17 protein-coding genes are annotated in these 17,728 nt (G+C 27.7%); all 17 read right to left on the bottom strand.

Translation table 11 applies throughout. From position 1 onward, the window contains the following. Positions 1-13: 13 nt before the first annotated feature. The gene (locus NG904_RS12860) at positions 14-1,612 is read right to left on the bottom strand and encodes a DNA polymerase (protein ID WP_252231872.1); all 1,599 of its coding nucleotides are present in this window, start codon (positions 1,610-1,612) and stop codon (positions 14-16) included. A 283-nt stretch (positions 1,613-1,895) separates the two neighbouring features. After that, the gene (locus tag NG904_RS12855) at positions 1,896-3,233 is read right to left on the bottom strand and encodes a hypothetical protein (RefSeq protein WP_252231871.1); all 1,338 of its coding nucleotides are present in this window, start codon (positions 3,231-3,233) and stop codon (positions 1,896-1,898) included. A gap of 162 nt (positions 3,234-3,395) precedes the next feature. Beyond that, entirely contained in the window at positions 3,396-3,533 is a 138-nt protein-coding gene (locus NG904_RS12850) for a hypothetical protein (RefSeq protein ID WP_252231870.1), read from the bottom strand. A gap of 19 nt (positions 3,534-3,552) precedes the next feature. Beyond that, positions 3,553-4,146 (bottom strand): hypothetical protein, encoded by a 594-nt coding sequence (locus NG904_RS12845; RefSeq protein ID WP_252231869.1) that lies wholly within the window; start codon positions 4,144-4,146, stop codon positions 3,553-3,555. 20 nt (positions 4,147-4,166) lie between these two features. Beyond that, complete coding sequence (locus tag NG904_RS12840) at positions 4,167-4,463, bottom strand: DUF960 family protein (RefSeq protein WP_252231868.1); 297 nt, start codon at positions 4,461-4,463, stop codon at positions 4,167-4,169. Position 4,464: 1 nt separating this feature from the next. Next, a complete protein-coding gene (locus tag NG904_RS12835) occupies positions 4,465-4,923 on the bottom strand; it encodes a JAB domain-containing protein (protein ID WP_252231867.1) in 459 nt (152 codons plus the stop codon). Positions 4,924-5,057: 134 nt separating this feature from the next. Further along, positions 5,058-5,354 carry a hypothetical protein gene (locus tag NG904_RS12830; protein WP_252231866.1) on the bottom strand — a complete coding sequence of 99 codons (297 nt, stop codon included), beginning with the start codon at positions 5,352-5,354 and terminating at the stop codon, positions 5,058-5,060. An 11-nt stretch (positions 5,355-5,365) separates the two neighbouring features. Then, on the bottom strand, positions 5,366-5,704 hold the full coding sequence (locus NG904_RS12825) for a hypothetical protein (protein ID WP_252231865.1): 339 nt from the start codon (positions 5,702-5,704) through the stop codon (positions 5,366-5,368). Positions 5,705-5,854: 150 nt separating this feature from the next. Next, a complete protein-coding gene (locus NG904_RS12820) occupies positions 5,855-9,046 on the bottom strand; it encodes a type I restriction endonuclease subunit R (RefSeq protein WP_252231864.1) in 3,192 nt (1,063 codons plus the stop codon). Beyond that, complete coding sequence (locus NG904_RS12815) at positions 9,043-10,257, bottom strand: restriction endonuclease subunit S (protein WP_252231863.1); 1,215 nt, start codon at positions 10,255-10,257, stop codon at positions 9,043-9,045. The genes NG904_RS12820 and NG904_RS12815 overlap by 4 nt, the downstream gene beginning before the upstream one ends. Further along, positions 10,254-12,371: an N-6 DNA methylase gene (locus NG904_RS12810; protein ID WP_252231862.1), complete on the bottom strand. Its 2,118-nt coding sequence runs from the start codon at positions 12,369-12,371 to the stop codon at positions 10,254-10,256. Before NG904_RS12810 ends, NG904_RS12815 begins: the two co-directional genes overlap by 4 nt. Positions 12,372-12,410: 39 nt before the next feature. Next, positions 12,411-13,910 carry a protein kinase domain-containing protein gene (locus NG904_RS12805; RefSeq protein WP_252231861.1) on the bottom strand — a complete coding sequence of 500 codons (1,500 nt, stop codon included), beginning with the start codon at positions 13,908-13,910 and terminating at the stop codon, positions 12,411-12,413. A 33-nt stretch (positions 13,911-13,943) separates the two neighbouring features. Beyond that, positions 13,944-15,284 (bottom strand): N-6 DNA methylase, encoded by a 1,341-nt coding sequence (locus tag NG904_RS12800; protein WP_252231860.1) that lies wholly within the window; start codon positions 15,282-15,284, stop codon positions 13,944-13,946. Positions 15,285-15,298: 14 nt separating this feature from the next. Continuing rightward, the gene (locus NG904_RS12795; protein WP_252231859.1) at positions 15,299-15,853 is read right to left on the bottom strand and encodes a TaqI-like C-terminal specificity domain-containing protein; all 555 of its coding nucleotides are present in this window, start codon (positions 15,851-15,853) and stop codon (positions 15,299-15,301) included. A gap of 171 nt (positions 15,854-16,024) precedes the next feature. Then, the gene (locus NG904_RS12790) at positions 16,025-16,570 is read right to left on the bottom strand and encodes a hypothetical protein (protein ID WP_252231858.1); all 546 of its coding nucleotides are present in this window, start codon (positions 16,568-16,570) and stop codon (positions 16,025-16,027) included. Positions 16,571-16,685: 115 nt separating this feature from the next. Then, positions 16,686-16,823: a hypothetical protein gene (locus NG904_RS12785; protein WP_205449346.1), complete on the bottom strand. Its 138-nt coding sequence runs from the start codon at positions 16,821-16,823 to the stop codon at positions 16,686-16,688. Positions 16,824-16,858: 35 nt separating this feature from the next. After that, positions 16,859-17,458 (bottom strand): phospholipase D-like domain-containing protein, encoded by a 600-nt coding sequence (locus tag NG904_RS12780; RefSeq protein ID WP_252231857.1) that lies wholly within the window; start codon positions 17,456-17,458, stop codon positions 16,859-16,861. Positions 17,459-17,728 lie beyond the last annotated feature (270 nt).

Raw genomic sequence — 17,728 nt, 5'->3', positions numbered from 1 at the left:
TGTAATCCTCCTCTTATTTACACCAATTATTACTTATTGAAGTATCAACTATTATTGGAATATCCTTAACAATAGTCCTCATTCCTCCAACCATACAACTTTCTAAAACATTTTTTGCTTCTTCAGCTTCATCTTCTGGTACTTCTAAAAGTATTTCATCATGTACCACTGCAACTAACCTCCAGGATTCTTTGATTCTTTCAACAAGCAATGCTAAAGCTTCCTTTAATCCTTCTGCTGCTGAACCTTGAATAGGTAAATTTAATCTTTGAGTCATTGATAAACTACCACCTTGCCACCTTCTTCCCCCTAATGTTTTTATATAGTCTGCTTTTAATAAAGCATTTTGAAGTTCTTTTACCTTTGGATAAACATTAAGAAATTCAATTCTATACTTCTCTGCTTCCTCCAATGATGCTGGAACACCACTTTTCCTAAGATTTTTCTGAATTCCATAAGCAGTTATTCCATAAACTATGCCAAAATTTAAGCTTTTAGCAACTTGTCTTTCTTCTTTAGAAATTTCATCTATAGGCTTCTTAAAAACTAAACTTGCTGTTCCTAAATGAAGATCTATCCCATTATTAAAGTAACTAATCAAAGTTTCATCATTTGAAATAGTTGCTAGAACTCTAAGCTCAATCTGTGAGTAGTCTGAACCTATAAGCTTGTACCCCTCATCTGCAACAAAAAACTCTCTACTATTCCCTGGCATAGCTTGAAGTGGTGGATTATTACAGGACATTCTCCCTGAGCTTGCACCTACTAATCTCCAATCTGCTCTTATCCTTCCATCGTCATTAATAAATTGCTTTAGCTTTTCACCATAGGTTTTAATCTTTGTTTGAAGTCTTCTATACTTCCTAATAAGTTTGATTACTTCATGTTCATCCGAATACCTTGCTAGCTCATCATCTGCTGTTGAATATAGCTTAATACCGTACTCTGAAATAGCTTCAACTAATTGCTTGGGTGAATTAATGTTTAGCTCTTCCCTATTAAGTAAGTCTTTAATCGTACTCTCTAATTCAATAGCCACCCTTCTATCATCATCTAATCTAGCATTCCACTTATCAAACTCCATATTAATACCATTACCTTCAAGCATTACTATAGCTGGTAGAGCTCTTCTTTCTCTTTCATAAACAGTTAAAAGATTATTCTCTACAAGTAAATCTAAAAGTTTATAGTATAAAGCTCTAGTGTACTCAACATCCTTTACTGCATAATCAATATGCTCTTGAGTTATTTCAGTCCCTTGCCAGTTATCACTATTTTGCATAGACTTGTCCATTTCAACACCAAGATACTTTTTAACTAAAGCTTTTAAACTTAACTTTTCTTCCCCTAATACTTGAGCCATAAGTAATGTACAATGATAATTGTTTGCCATATATCCTTTACTCTGAAAGAATCCAACATCAAATTTAGCATTATGAAATACTTTAGTAATACTCTTATCCTTTAGAATATTTTTAAGCTTTTCATCTACACTTGTTCTTGTAACCACTTTACTAAACCCGTTAGAAAAAACTATTAATTTTATATTGCCTTTCCTAAAATCCAGTGAATTTGTTTCTGTATCAATAAAGAATATTTCATCACTCTTCATATCTATTACCTCCCTAGATGCATGTTATTAACTTTTTAAAGATCATATTTCGTAGCTCGTTTGCTACAGTTAGAGTATATAATTTTTAAGAAATAATTTATCCAGCTTAAAACTCTAATTCTAAAATTAATTTTACATTTATGTAAAATTTAGTAATTTAATTATAAAAAAATATAGATACTTCTAAATTCAATTGAAGTATCTATATTTCTTATGCATTATATGTTATTTCTTAATGAGGTTTATGTTGTAAAAATAGCCAAAGATGGTGATTTCTTATGCATTATATGTTATTTCTTAATCTGCTTCTTTCTAACAATATTTCTTTATTATCCTCTAATAAGTATTTTAAATGCCTTTGTACCCTTTGTTTCATTTTTTTATCATCATTAAAACCTAAATGCTTTACTACATCAACCTTCTTAATTTGATTAACTATTTCTGCTTTCCACTTAGAACTTATAGCGTTAAAAGCCTCATCTTTTAAAGCTTCAAAATCTAATGTTCCTACTTCTAATAAATCAGTAACAATTTTGTTTTTTAATATTACTAGCTCATTAATCTCATTATACAAGCTTTTGTAGGTTTCATCCTCTTTACCAAAAGCACATATTAATTTATTAATTTCAAATCTCATTTTAGAAGCACGATATATATATGAATCCATCAATGCTAGTTTTGAAATCTGCCTTGCCAATTCTTTTTTTGATAAACTAGTATCTTCATATAGATCTATTACTACATTTATATAAAATATTAAATTATATCTACTTTCTATATTGTAAAATTTTATTAAACCATCTATAGAATGTATATCCTTGTTGATTTCATCATACAAATCTATTAATTCATCATACCCTGATGAAAAATCTGCAAGTGTCATTGCTGACATTTTAGCATAATCCATTTTATCAAAAATAGTTTCTTTAGTTCTATTTCTAGATTTCGTGTTAATTGGTATAGTATTAAGCCTAGCATTGAAGTCAGTCTTTATTTCTAATAACATTTGTTCTGTGTAAATTTTAGCTGGCATTTCTGCATGGTTTATTTTCTTATTATGTACCTTTAAAACACTCTCTAAAAATGTATCACTATCTAAATCATCCAATTGAGATTTATCTTTCATCTCTTCTAGACATGCCATAGCTAAAGTAATGTCATCAAATTCTTCTTTATCAAATTCAAGCTTAACATTTGCATTTTTAGCAGATTTCATTATTTTAGCAAATCCTTTATCTATAATATCTATTGTATCTGTTACAGCTCCTTTATTTTCTTTAATTTCATCAGGTATACCAGTTAATAAATTTTCTTTATTTTGATTTTTTACCTTATCACATATCTTATTAAACAACTCTCTATTTTCTTCATCACTCATACTTTCATCAAGTATTTGTGCCTTAGACCTCTTTAATCTTCTTTTATTATCTGATTCTCCTATCCAAGCCAAAATAATTTCATCCTTAAATTCCTCTAGAGTTATTAATTTACACTTATCCTTAAACACTCTTTTTAGCTCTTTATATCCTTCACTATTATTTTTATATCCCCATCTATCTGCTACTGAAAAACTTGTTACCAGTGAAACTAATCTATAATTTATTGCATTTTCTAAGCTCATAATATCTCCTACTTGTATAGTTTTTATATCATTATACTCAAATATTATCACTAAATAAAGTATAGTGGTATAGGTGGCAAAGTAGTCACCTATAAACACTTTAGAAATGAAAAAAAAAATTATACAAATACTTAAATAATATTTGTATAATTTTTATTAAATTTATAGAAATTTTCTTATAAAGCTCTCTGAAACATTAAATGCACTACTAGCTTTACTAATTGCATCTGATTCACTTAACCCTTTTGCAATTAACTCTAACACCATTGCTACTATTTGTATAATTAAAACTACATTCATTATTATATGTCCTCCTCAACTAATTATTAACATATGCATAGTAATACTCTTGCCCATGCTTAGATTCAAACATTACATCTGGCTCTATATCTAAAACTTCTTCATATTCATCATAATTATCTATCATTTCTCTTGCTATTTCTCCAATTGAAGTACCTTCTAAAAAGTAATCTATGATAGTATCCTTATCAAATAACCTGTCAAGCTGATAAGATGAGCTAAGTATGTCATCTATCTCATCACTAACATATTCCCTTAAATCCTTTAGCTTAGAATACATAATAATATCATCAATTGTTGAATATCCTCTGAATATAATTTCTTCATGTATTGCTTTTGCTTCTATTATATTAATTTCCTTTATATTATTTTTAATAAAGAAATATAATTGGATAACATCATCTTCCACCTCTTCCCCTAGTTCATCTACTAAAGCTAAAGTTTCATCTAAATCTTTCATTAAGATTTCTTTTATCTCATTATCATCCACCTTAGCTACTAAATCCTCTAGCTTTTCTACTATAACTTCATCCATATTATTATATTTTTCAATTAACTTAGTTAAATCCTTCATAAAGAATTCATTTAAAATCTTTGATTCATTTTTTAGCATAGCTCTTCCCCCTTTCCCCCTTAATATTCCTCTGCTAGCAACATTGTGCTATAGTCATATGAATCTATTAAATATACCTTCTCATTACCCTCAAACTCTAAATTCTTTGCATTAACTTTTATACATGACTTATAATCTGGTATCTCTTGTGTATGCTCAATATTTAAAACGTCTCCAACTCTACTTAACTTTAAAACTTGTAAATAGTCCTTCTCTATTTTCAAATCATCAACTAAACTCCATAATAATATTTGTAATGGTAAATCTAATTTTTCATTTACCCCTCTTGTTATATATCTATTTTCTTTAGCAAACATACTAAATATCCCCCTTCTCCTTAAAACTGTAATAACTGCTATTTGAACCAACTATAATATGGTCTATTAGCTCTATTCCTAATATTTTACCTGCTTCCTTTAGTCTTTCTGTGATATTAATGTCTTCCTTACTTGGTGTAACATCTCCTGAAGGATGATTATGATAAACTATAATATTTGCTGAATTACTTAATATAGCTACCTTAAAAACTTCTCTTGGATGTACTATAGATGAATTTAGACTTCCTACACTAACTGTATTAATAGAAGTAGGTTGATTCTTCTTATCTAAACATACTAGTATAAGCTTTTCTATATCACTATCTATCAAGAACTCCTTACCTAACTCAAAAGCATCCTTAGGACTTGAAACCCTTCTTGGTTCATACAAAATTGAACCTTCTTTTATAAGTTTTACTGATACTAAATTAACTCTTTTTGACACCTTTTTACTTTCCATAACTATTCTTAACTTCCTCATTAATTTTCACTGTAAATTTACCCATTTTAATACTTCCAACACATAGTAAATATCTCATAAATCCTCCTAAAATAATAAAAGACTTAATTACCATTAATACTGATAATTAAGTCTTATTTCTCATTAATTAAATTCTTTAATTGTGTTATAAACTTTTTGCTAAACATGTTATCTTCTATAGCTTTCTTTAATAAAAGTAAAAACAATTCTTCTTGAAGATCTAGTGGTCTTACTAATAGCTTCATACCATATCTTTGTTGATCTTTATACACACTAAATCTTAATTCTTCTCTATTTCCTTGTGGTTTAACTATAATCTTCTCCAATGCATAAGTATATTCTTCATCTGCAATTACACTTTGAGAAATTAATGAACAATACTTAGTCTCCTTAATAGCTTTCTTTGCCACCTCTCCACCTCCTACCCTTCTACTATAATATCCATTATCTCTTTAGTAGCAACTACAATTACTGCATAATCTGAAGACAAAAGAAAAAGAGATAAACAATACTGCTTACCTCCTTCACATTTAATATCATCAACATACTCTGCAATAATATCTTTCAATATATTTTCTTTTGCTACACTAACATCTTCTTTAGTTTCTAAAACTAATACATATCCACCTAAATCTGCATCAACATTTCTTTCAGCTCCATAGCTCTCATCTAAAATATTTAGTTGCTCTTCAATAGTACTTATTACATTAACCTCTAGCTTCATTCCAATTAAGTCACTTACTTTACTAACCTTTCTCATTAATATTACCTCCATTTTTTATGAACCTATAGGAATTATCTATCTAGTATAGATATCCTTTCAATATAATAATATATATTTATAAACTATATTTATTTCACATAATAAATAAACCTACACATACATTCGTATACGTAGGCTCATTTATTATTAGCTATACATTCTATAAGTGTTCTTATTAGATGTAGCATAATTTTCAAAGAAATGATTATATACAATATCTCTTTTTTTATCTATTTCATCAAAATCATAAGCTTCTGGTAAATAATTTATTAAATAATCATATATAACAACTTTAACCTTAGCTTGGCTTTCTCTTTTTTCACGCCAATTGTCTATATCATCAATAAGAGTTTTTAGTTTATTTAACAAGTCATTACTTACCTCTTTTAACTTATCTCTATCCTTTTTCTCCAAATTTGGCTTTTCTAATAAATCGAATAATGCTAAATCCTCTTCTTCCAAACCTTCTTTTGCTGCTCTCTTTTCTTCTTGGCTTAAATCATTAACAAATTTAAGTAAAGCTTCAAAAGTTGCTTCAATTACAGCTCTATCTTTTTCATAATTATAGTCTTCTATTAGTTCTTTATATTTTTTATAGAAGTCCATTCTCATAGGATTTTGCTTTATCATTTTTTCAAGTCTTTTCTCTATTTGTTCTTTCATATTGTGTAGTACTGTATTTTTTCTTTTACTACCTTTAAACTCTTCCTTTAGTCTATCAAAGTCTATATTACTAATATCGAATAACCTACTAGGTACTAATCCACCTTCAGATATATTCTCTGTTTTTATTGCTTCATCAACAACATTATGAAGCTCTAGAATAACATGTGAAATATCTGTTTCTCTCTTATTGTCCTGTATCTTATTGTATATAGCCTTTATAGCATCACATTCTGGAATCAACTCATCAATTCCTTCCATGAATAAACAAGATTTAAACTTATTTTGAACATCTCTTGCAAGTATCTCAAATTTCTTCTTTACCTCTTCTGTAGCATATACCGCCTCTTCAGCATCTTTTATTAATGCAATTTTCTTAAATCCATCAGCTTTAATCAATTCATTTAAGTTAAAGCCATTTACCTTTAAATGCTTCTTAGTTAGTTTTATTGACTTCTTTAAATCATTTAACAAATCTTCATCAGTTCCTGCTGGTGGCTTTTCTCCACCATCATTCCCCATTCCTGAACCATATTTAGCCAAAGCTTGTCTTAAATTTTTCAACACACCAATATAGTCTATAATTAACCCATTATTTTTCCCTTCATTTACACGGTTTGCTCTGGCTATTGTTTGCATTAAAGTGTGTTCTTTTAACACTTTATCAAGGTATAAAATAGACAAGCTCTTAACATCAAATCCAGTTAACCACATAGCACAAACAATCGCTAATCTAAATGGACTTTCAGAATCCTTAAATTCTGTTGTAAGATCTCTTTCTTTATCATAACCCTCTCTCTTTATACCTTTTTTCATTTTTTCTCTATGTGGAATTATATCCAATCCCCATTTTTCAAACTTTTTAACCTCATTCTGCTCTTCACTTATAATAACAGCATATTCAGTTTGTTCTAACCATTTTAATTTCTTTTGCTTATCTAGCTCATCTTGCATATCAAAAGATTGACCGATATTTTTTTTAGTAGTTTGAATTTTTTCTTTCCAATACTTATCTATAAGATTATACATTCTTACACAAGTAACTTTATCTATACACACCAACATAGCTTTTCCACTTTCCCACATAGTAGAGTAATGTTGTACTATATCTTTTGCTATGGTATCTAATCTTTCATTACTTGTTATAATATGATACTCCTTAGATAAGGCTTTTCTTAGCTTTTCCTCTTCCTCATCTGACAAATCAAACTCATCAATTTTAGCATGAATTTTCTTGTTTAACTCATCATTAACTATTCCAAGCTTTTCACCTCTACTTTGATAGTATAAAGGAACTGTTGCTCCATCCTTAACAGCTCTATCAAAATCATATACTGAAACATAGTCACCAAAGAATTCTTTAGTTAATTCATCACCACTTAATAGTGGCGTTCCTGTAAATCCTAAGAATTTTGCATCTGGTAAAGCATCCCTCATATTTTTTGCAAGTAATCCATATTGAGTTCTATGTGCCTCATCTGATATTACAATTAAATCCTCTGTATTTTCATAAGGTTGTTTAACTTTTTCATTGAACTTGTGTATTAATGAAAATATATATCTTTGATCTTCACCTAATAATTGCCTTAAATGTTCACCACTAGATGCCCATACTTTACTACTAGGTTTAACAGCTCCTACTCCAACAAATGTGTTATAGATCTGTTCATCTAACTCTTTTCTATCCGTAACAATTAAGAATGAGTGATTTCCCTTAACAGACCTTAAAAGCTTTTGACAGAAAAAAACTATAGAATAAGATTTTCCACTACCTTGAGTGTGCCAAAATACCCCTAGCTTATTACTTTTAATCTTTCTAGATTCTTTAAATGATTCTATAGCTTTGTTAACGCCTAAAAATTGATGATTTCTAGCTAGTATTTTAACCTTAGTGCCTGAACTATCATCAAACAAAATAAAATTTTCAAAGATGTCCATAAAATTTTCTTTAGAACACATACCTTTTAACATAGTTTCAAAATCTACAGAACCTTCCTCTTCTTCTTCAAATCTCTTCCATTCATTAAAGTATTCATACTTACCTGTTACAGAACCAACCTTTCCTTCTATTCCATTGCTTAGCATTACAATAGCGTTACAGTTAAATAAATGTGGAATAGTATACTTATAGTCTGTAAAATTATCTTCATAAGCATTTTTAACATCTTTATGAGTATTTTTTAACTCTATAAATAATAATGGAATTCCATTAACAAAACCAATTATATCTGCCCTTCTTCTATATAAACTTCCTTGTATCCATAATTCTCTTACTGCAACAAAACTATTTTCCTTTGGCTCCCTAAAATTAAAAACCTTTAATTTTTCTTCTGTTAATTCACCATTTTTATCTTTAAACTGTACTTTTACCCCTTCTTTAAACAACTTATATTTTTCTTCATTCATATCAATTAATGTTTTAGATAAGTTGTTTTCAGTTATTATTTCAATGGCACCTTCATAAGCATCATCAGGTAAACCTGGATTAAATTTCTTTAGTGCTTGTTTTAAATACCTAACAAGCACCACTTCCTTTTCAGATTTCCTACCTAAAGTTCCATTTTCACCAAGTATCTCACTATTATAAGCATAAACAGTTTCCCAATCTAAATTATACCTAAAATAATCTATTGTAGTCTTTTGTACTAACCCATCCTCTGAATACTCTCTACTCAAACCTCAATCTCCCCCGTAATTAATTTTGGTATTAATATATCTCTTGCTTCCGTAAGTTTCTCATTTGCATGCTGTAAATTTAATATCTGTTTAAAAATAACATCACATTTATCATAGAACATCTTAATTACTTTTTTATCAGGATTTAATATTTTTATAGTTTCAAACTTACCCTTGTTAACATTAGCCATTGTAGCTCCACTACTACCTAGCCCCTCCAATAATTCCTTTAACGATTTAAACTTAAAGTACAGATAATAAATATACTCTTTCTCAAATGGAACTAATGCGTTTATCTGCTGATTAAATTGCGAAATCTCACTAGTTAATGAAACAATACCTACTGTTCCTATACAAGATACTAATATAGAATTCTTTGGAACATACTTATTCTCCTGACTTTTTGCCCCTTCATCTGTTAATGTTTGATTAGTATTAATTACATATATGCTATTGTTCATATCAGGTGTTTTAATAAATTTAACATATCCACCATAATACTCACTTTTTTTAGTTGAAGGGGTTTTTCCTGTAATTACATCACCAAATTGTCTAACCTCAATATTATTCCAACCTTGTGGTATTCCATTACTATCTATCTGACTCTCACAACCTGGAAATCTAAAATTAACAAACCACTCTTTATAAAGTATTTCTGCACTTTCTTCTAATAGGTTTATTCTTTTTAAGTTATTTTCAATTAAATCATCATATGGTGACAAAAATTTTACAATTTTCTGTTGAGCAGCTTTTGGTAGCTTAGGTACTTGTAATTTGTTTAATATCCCTTGATTTAAATTCGATATGTTGGTTCCATTCCCTTGAGCTGTCAGAGTACGTCTTATAAAATTAGTTTTAAATAAATATGCATAAAATTTTGGTTCAATTTCCGGGTCTATAAACCTACACCTAATGCAAAATGCTGAGTATATAATATTTTTCTCATCTTCATCAATAAATAAGGTTCTGCCAATTAACTCTTTGTTCCCATTTGATCTTACAAAAATTATATCATTTTTTTGTAAGATGCTATCATTGCTAACTACACCTTCCGGATTAATCTCACCTAATTCTTCGTATTTAGGTCTAAAATAATCTTTAAAATCTGCTACATTTATTACTTTTATTCCTATGCCAAAATTATCTTTATTATAGTTAACTCCATTTCTAAACTCTGCAATTCTGCCTAACTCTATTGTATTCCTAATCATATTTCTAACTCCTCAAAATTAGCTTTAATTATTTTTGCTAACTCAAAAGCCTCTTCATTTAATCCATCCAACTCTATGTGTATCTCTTTAAGTCTTCCTTCAAAATCAAAATCTTCATCAATACTTTGTTCAACTCCAACATATCTACCTGGTGTTAAGCTCCAATCATTTTGCTTAATAGTATCTATATCTACTAACTTACATAATCCTTCGATATCTTCTAGTTTTGCATTAACAAACTTTGTTTGTAACCACTTTACTTGAGAGTATATATAGTTAATGTCTTTTATGAACTCTATTAACTTTCTTCTTAATTCTTCGAATATCTTTCTATTTTCTCTAACTACTTTTGTATTCCATACATCACTCTTTTTAGCATTCAATTCTTTTTCTGCTTTATCTAAAATGTTATTAGCTTCTTTGTATAAACGGTCTATTGTTTTTACATTTAGCTTTAGCTCTTTTGATATATTCTCAAATCTAGTATATATATTTTTTTGTATAGCATTATGTTCCTCTATACTACTAAAAGCATTATCTGTATATGATTTAACCTTATTTAAATAATCTTGTATTTCATAATTCAACTTCTCTTTGTCTATAAAATACTTATCCATATCTTTTTCTAGAGCTTTTAGTGACTCATAATATTCTACTTTCTTTTCTTTATCCTCTTCACCAATTAACTTAAATGAATTAAACTCTTGAAATTGATCAACTAATAGTTGTAATACGCTCTCAAATTCTTTAGATTTTTCATTTATCTTTTCTGCTTTATTTGAATATTCAACTATATAATCTTTGATTAATTTTAGGTATTTTTCATTTTCACCTCTATATAGCCATACAATAGATGTTAAATTTTTAAGTTGTTCTTGTGAAAAGTCATTTATTGTTCTATTAACTTTTCTAAATGTATTTCTTGCGTCTATCATTAATACTTTATCTTTATTATTTTCTAACTTATTCTTATCAAAGAACCATAAAGTACAAGGTAAAGTTCTAGTATAGAAAAAATTATTTCCTATAGATATAATTACATCAACATCTCCTGATCTAACTAAACTTTCTCTGATATCTTTTTCCTTACCACCTGCATCTGTTGCTGAACTAGCCATTACAAATCCTGCTCTACCTGTTTTATTTAGGTATGTATTAAAATATTGAATCCATAAATAGTTACCATTACTTACTGCTTTACCTTTTGAACTTACTCCTGGCAAACCATATTTTAATCTAGGGTCTGCCTTAATTTTTTCACTATCTACACCATCAACATTAAATGGTGGATTTGCCATAACATAATCGCATTTACCTAGTAACTCATGCTTATCTTCATAGAATGTATTCCCTTGAATTACTTTTCCATTTAATCCATGAACAGCTAAGTTCATTTTTGCTAATTTGGTATTTAAATCTGCCTTCTCTTGACCATAAAAGGTAATTTTATCATTAGCATTATTACCGTGAGATTCAACAAAGTGCCCTGTCTGCACAGCCATCCCTGCACTACCACATGCTGGATCAAATACTATTCCACCTTCTGGTTCTATAACATTTACTATCATTTGAACTAGTGAAATTGGAGTAAAGAATTCTCCACCTTCTTGTGCACCACTCATGGCAAATTTATTTAAGAAGTATTCATATATTCTACCAAATACATCTCCTGTAGCCTTTTGTAGTTCATCACTATTAAATATTCTGATTAAATCAGCTAATAAATCATTATCAAAAATATTATAATTCTTAGGTAATGCACCTGCTAAAGTTTCATATTCCTCTTCTATAGCTTTCATTGCATCATTGATTGCTTTACCAATGTCTGCTCCCTCTTCTAAATCCAATAAGTAATCATATCTAGCTATTTGAGGAATATATATAGCACTTTTACTCATAAAGTCTTCTTTTGTTACTGGTCTTTTTCTACCATTTCTTGATGGTAATATAGCTTCTATTTCTTCCTTAACTACCAAAAATCTATTATATGCATGTCTAAGGAATATTAATCCTAGAACTGGCATACTATATTCCGATGCAGTCAACTTAGAATTTGCTCTAAGTTGATCTGCTCCTTCCCATAAATCTTTTTCTATTTTCTTTATATCTATCATTTTATCCTCCTGTTGTACTATATTTACTATACTACTATTTTAACATAACATTTCTTCTAATAAAGGTTCAATTCCTTTATCAATCAATCGTTCAATTTTTCTTTGCGCGTCAAATCTATTTACATCATATGCAATATAATTTAATAAATTAGCAGATATTTCTTTTGCTACAAATGAGAACGCATCGTCATCTAGTACCTTGTAGGATATATCAGAAATAGGATCAAAATCTTCCCATGACTTACATTCTTCCACAAAACTACTATCTAAACTTCTTAAAATATATAAAGCCTTATCTTCACTGTCTCCTATAAATCTAATTACAGCAGCTTTAAACTTATAGCTTTTTATAATTTCTCTACATAACTCATTTTCAGCCAATTCGTAAATATAATTTTCTACTTCAATACTATATTCCCCTAAATTTATCATATTTTTAATTTGCTCTTCTTTTTTTACTGAATTATGATATTCAATACTTCTTTTTACAGATTTAAGTAAATCGCTTGCATCATTATATCTAAAAACAGAATCATTATTTGTGGCTTTTTCAATTACACTTCTAAGAAAGTGTCTATTATTAACACAATCCTTAGTTAAAATAAAGTTAATTATTCTTCCTAGTGAAAATACATCACTTCTTTTATCTCCATCCTTTAACATCATAAACTGCTCAGGAGCACAGTATCTATACTGTCCTATACCATTTGTATTCATAGTTTGATGTGATGTAAACATATTTAAATCTTTACCAAGTCCAAAGTCTGCAATTTTTATCTCATTATTAATAACTAAAATATTTAGAGGACTTAAATCTCTATGAATAATATTCCTTTTGTGTACAATCTCCATTATCTCCAATATTCTAATTATCAACTCAATCTTTTCTATTTCAGATAAGTCTGTACTTTCTATATAGCTTTGTAATGTTTTATCTGCACACTCCATTGTATAATAATAACTACTTGAATCAAAATCATATACCTTTATTACACCATTAATGTCATTTAGTGATTTTGTTAATTCATATTCTCTCTTAAATCTACTTTTTACCCCTACATCGACTAAAAAATCATCTTTTAATTTTTTCACAATTAGTCCATTAGTTTTTCTTTTATATACAGTAGCAAAACCACCTTCTCCTATAAAAACTAAATCCTCATCTTCACTTACAAAACAATATTCATTATTTATTTTAACTACTTTAAATCCTTCACTAATTAACTCTTCATTTAAATATTGTATTATCTCATTTCTTTTTTCAATATATCCAATTTCATTAACACTACAATCTTTCATTATAAATCGCTTACTTAATATATCATTTAAAAACAGATTTATTTTTCCATTCTCATACAAATCTACAATCCTTTGTTGAGTATAGTGCCATCTTGAAGGAAATCCTTGCCCATAGACATCTTCAAAACCATAAGTTGAATTAAAAAATTCAACTAATTTTCCTCCACTCTTATAAGCATAAAATCCCTGTGTATCTCCACAAAATAACTCTGCTAAAATCTTTAATGTTTCATATATCATAATCCTCATCCCCCCATAAATAAGTTATTATTTTTATTGAAAAAACTGATTAATTTCAGCCTGTATTGCTTGCAATTTCACTGTTAATTCCTCAATTTCCTTCCCTATCTCATCCATATTTAAAGCTTCTTTCTCAATTACCTCTTCTATATACCTTTGAACATTTAAATTAAAGTTATTATCATTAATTTCTTCTATATCAACTTTTCTTGAAAATCCTTCAACATTTAATCTTTCCTCATATATTTTAACAATCTTTTCAATCATATTATTAGACAGAGTAGTTAATACTTTATTTACCATTACCTCTTTTGCAACATCTATAAATAGTATATCTTTTTCCTTCTTTACCTTATTAAATATTATTAAATTTACAGGTATAGCTGTTCCAAACATCATGTTATTAGGTAGTGCTATTACCGTATCAATAAGATTTTCCTCCACTAACTTTTGTCTTAATAATCCTTCTGCACCTTCTCTAAATAATACACCTGCTGGTACAGCCATAATTGCAATACCATTACTATTTAAACTTTCAACAACATGTGTTATAAATGCATAATCCCCTAATGATTTTGATGGCATTCCCCTATGGAATCTATTATATTTATCATAACTTAATATTTCTTCATATCCCCAATCTCTTAATCCATATGGTGGATCACACACAATACAATCAAATTTTCTCAATCCATTTTCATCAATATTACCTGGACTAATAATTGTATTTCCTTGATTAATGTTATCTAAATCCTCAATTCTTTTATCTAATATTAACTGCATCTTACATATTCTTATCATTTCATTATTAATATCTTGTCCATAAATATTAACTTCCTTATGATTTGATGCAACTTCTAAAGAAAGGCTACCATAACCTATACTTGGATTATATAAATCTTTTATTTGTTTATTCTTTAATAATTCACTAATCACCCCTCTAATGCTAGGAGATGTAGTATTTATAGAAGACTTTAATTTAGGTGACATATCTAAGAAGTTTCTAAATAATATATCTAACTGCATATCTTTATTATTAAAATCAATATTATTTAATAATGAAATTACATTATCTAAAAATCTATAATCATTATTATTTCTAACATTATATATATCTTCAAATAATCCCTGTAAAATTATGTTCTTTTCAACAAATTCATTAAGTTGTGTAAATAATTCTTCAGTATTATTAAATTTGATTCTTCCATCTATTCTTTCTTCAAAATAACTATACATATTAATTCCACTATTTAACAACCTTAAGAATAACAACTCTCTTAGCACTCCTTGTGCTATTCCTAAATCCAAATACCCTCTTAACACATTAAGTCCTTTCCATGTTGTTTCAGCTATATACTTTTCAATATTAACCATTATACTCATTCCCCCTACCCTAATAATTCTCTTAAATAAGCTTTAAATTGTTTTTCTCTATTATCTATTAACTTTTCCATAGTTAATTTTTCTTCTTTAATAAGTTTATACATATTTGCAACTTCTAACTGCTTACCCATTGCCAACTCTTTTATCTCAAGTTCTTCTAAAGTTTTAATCTTAATAATTGGTAATGTAGTTCCTTCAGCATGTTTCTTAAAGTAATCTTGTGCATACTCTGAATTTAGATATGCTACTAAATATTCTGGACTTAATACACTATCATCATTTACTGTAATAACTATAAAATGAGAAGCTGCAACTATATTTCCAATATCTTCTTTTATTAAAGCTGCTGTATTATCACCACTTTTTGCTTTTAAAATAATATCACCTTTTTTTAATAAGAACTTTTCATTCATCTTTTCAGTATCAAAGTTTTCTAATTCTTCATATTTTACAATCCCATCTTTAGTTACATCTTTAAGCTTTATTATTTTAAAAGCTTCTCCTTCACTTGTTTTTCCTTGAAAACCACTCTTTAATGTACAAATATTTAATACTTTCATAAATACCCTCCTCTTATCTAAGCAAGCTTATGCTTTAACTTTCTATGTTTCTATCTTAATCTAGCTCTTGCTTAATGTCAATACTTTTTTAAAGTTAGTTCTTGCTTAGATTTTGTTGATAAAAAAATAACAGCTAGTATATAAACTAACTGTTATTTCGATTATTTCCCTTTATACTACAATATGACTCCATGCTATTCCTAATTTTATTTTTCTTACTTGTTGAGGGCTTATATTAAACATTTTTGCTATTTCTCCTGATGTCATTCCACTATATATTGCCATAACTTTTATTTGTTTAGCCTCTTCTTCAGTTAACTTTGCTCGATTATGCTTTTCACCTATTTTAGATTTCGATAAATTTCTTTTATGATCTTCACTAAAACCATCTTCACTTCTTTGATAATTCAAAGTAGGCTTAATATTATCAATATATTGCATTGATTTTTCTTTTAAATACATTCCTTCTGATATTTCCAATATTTCTATACTAACATCTGAATCTCCTATATAATCATATGCCTTTTGTAATCTTTTGTTAGTTCCATTTCTATTTTCAAGTTGAATTAATATAGTTGTAAAAACTTTAACTATTGAGCTACCATATGTTATATAAGAATCCGCCCCTATATTAATCTTAATTATTCCACTCGTATTAATTAAATCTATATCTTTATAACATTCTAAATTATTTATATACTCTTTATAGTTTCTCATTTCTCTCCCTCATATCTTTTATAATTTAATCTTATTATAGCATAAAAAACCTCGACAACACATTCCTGTATTGTCGAGGTTTTCATGGTGGAGGCGCCCCTCCACCACCCCAATCTTATTTATCTAATTCTTTTTGCAATGTTTTTATAAATCTAGCTACATATTTAGCTGTATGTTCTTCATCTTTTCCCTCTGGAAACATCCTATTATTTATTAAAGCTACTATAATATCCTTTATTTGTTCGTCTTCCATATAAAAAACTCCTTAAAATTAATAAGTTATAAAATTTACCCTAATTCATTAAATTCTTCAAAATTATAATATTTAGGATTATTATAGATCTTATCAAAATTCTCTTTATACATTTTAGCTACACTAGTACTTTCAATAACAATAATATGTTCTAAATTATATTTAGCATTGTTACTCCAATTATATGATCCATCAATTACCTTTTCATTATCTATAATACAATACTTATTGTGCATAAAATTACTATAAATAGTATTTTTTCTTTTAGGCATAATCACCTTTTTTAATTCACTACAAACATTCATTAATTTATAAGTATTAAAATTCTTATTTGATTCATTATTAATAATAACTTTAATATTTATTCCTCTTCTTTTAAGATTATTTAGTTCATCCATTATAGTTTTTGAAGTAAACCATGCAACTGCAATAAAAATCTCTTTTTTGGTTTCATGTATATTTCTTATAATTACCTCTTCTATATTTTCATCAAAAAATTTTATAGATATTTCTTCACTAGTTCTCTTTGGAAATACTATAATTTTTTCTTTCAATTCTTTATTTTCCTCTTTTAAGTTCTTTATTTCCTCTCTTAATATTTGCATTAAACTTTCTTCATTACTCTTTTTACTCAATAATAATTTTGATTTTATCCAACATATTATTCCCATCATACACCTTTAATTTAGTAATAATATTATATTGTATTTGTAATTTACTAATTTTATTACGACAAAAATGTTTTTTAAAACTGCATGAAAAATTTATTTATACACTTTCTTTGTTTATTTGTATTTACTCCATAAAAAATACCACCCAATGTTTAACTACAAACACAGGATGGCAATCTTTTATATAATTACTTTAATTATTGGCCTTGTTTTAATTTTAGCATTCCTAAGTTC

It is taken from the genome of Clostridium sp. ZBS15 (assembly GCF_023845705.1).
Classification (GTDB): domain Bacteria; phylum Bacillota; class Clostridia; order Clostridiales; family Clostridiaceae; genus Clostridium; species Clostridium aquiflavi.
The sequence above is the reverse complement of the archived record's forward strand: the minus strand, read 5'-3'. Positions and strand labels throughout refer to the sequence as shown.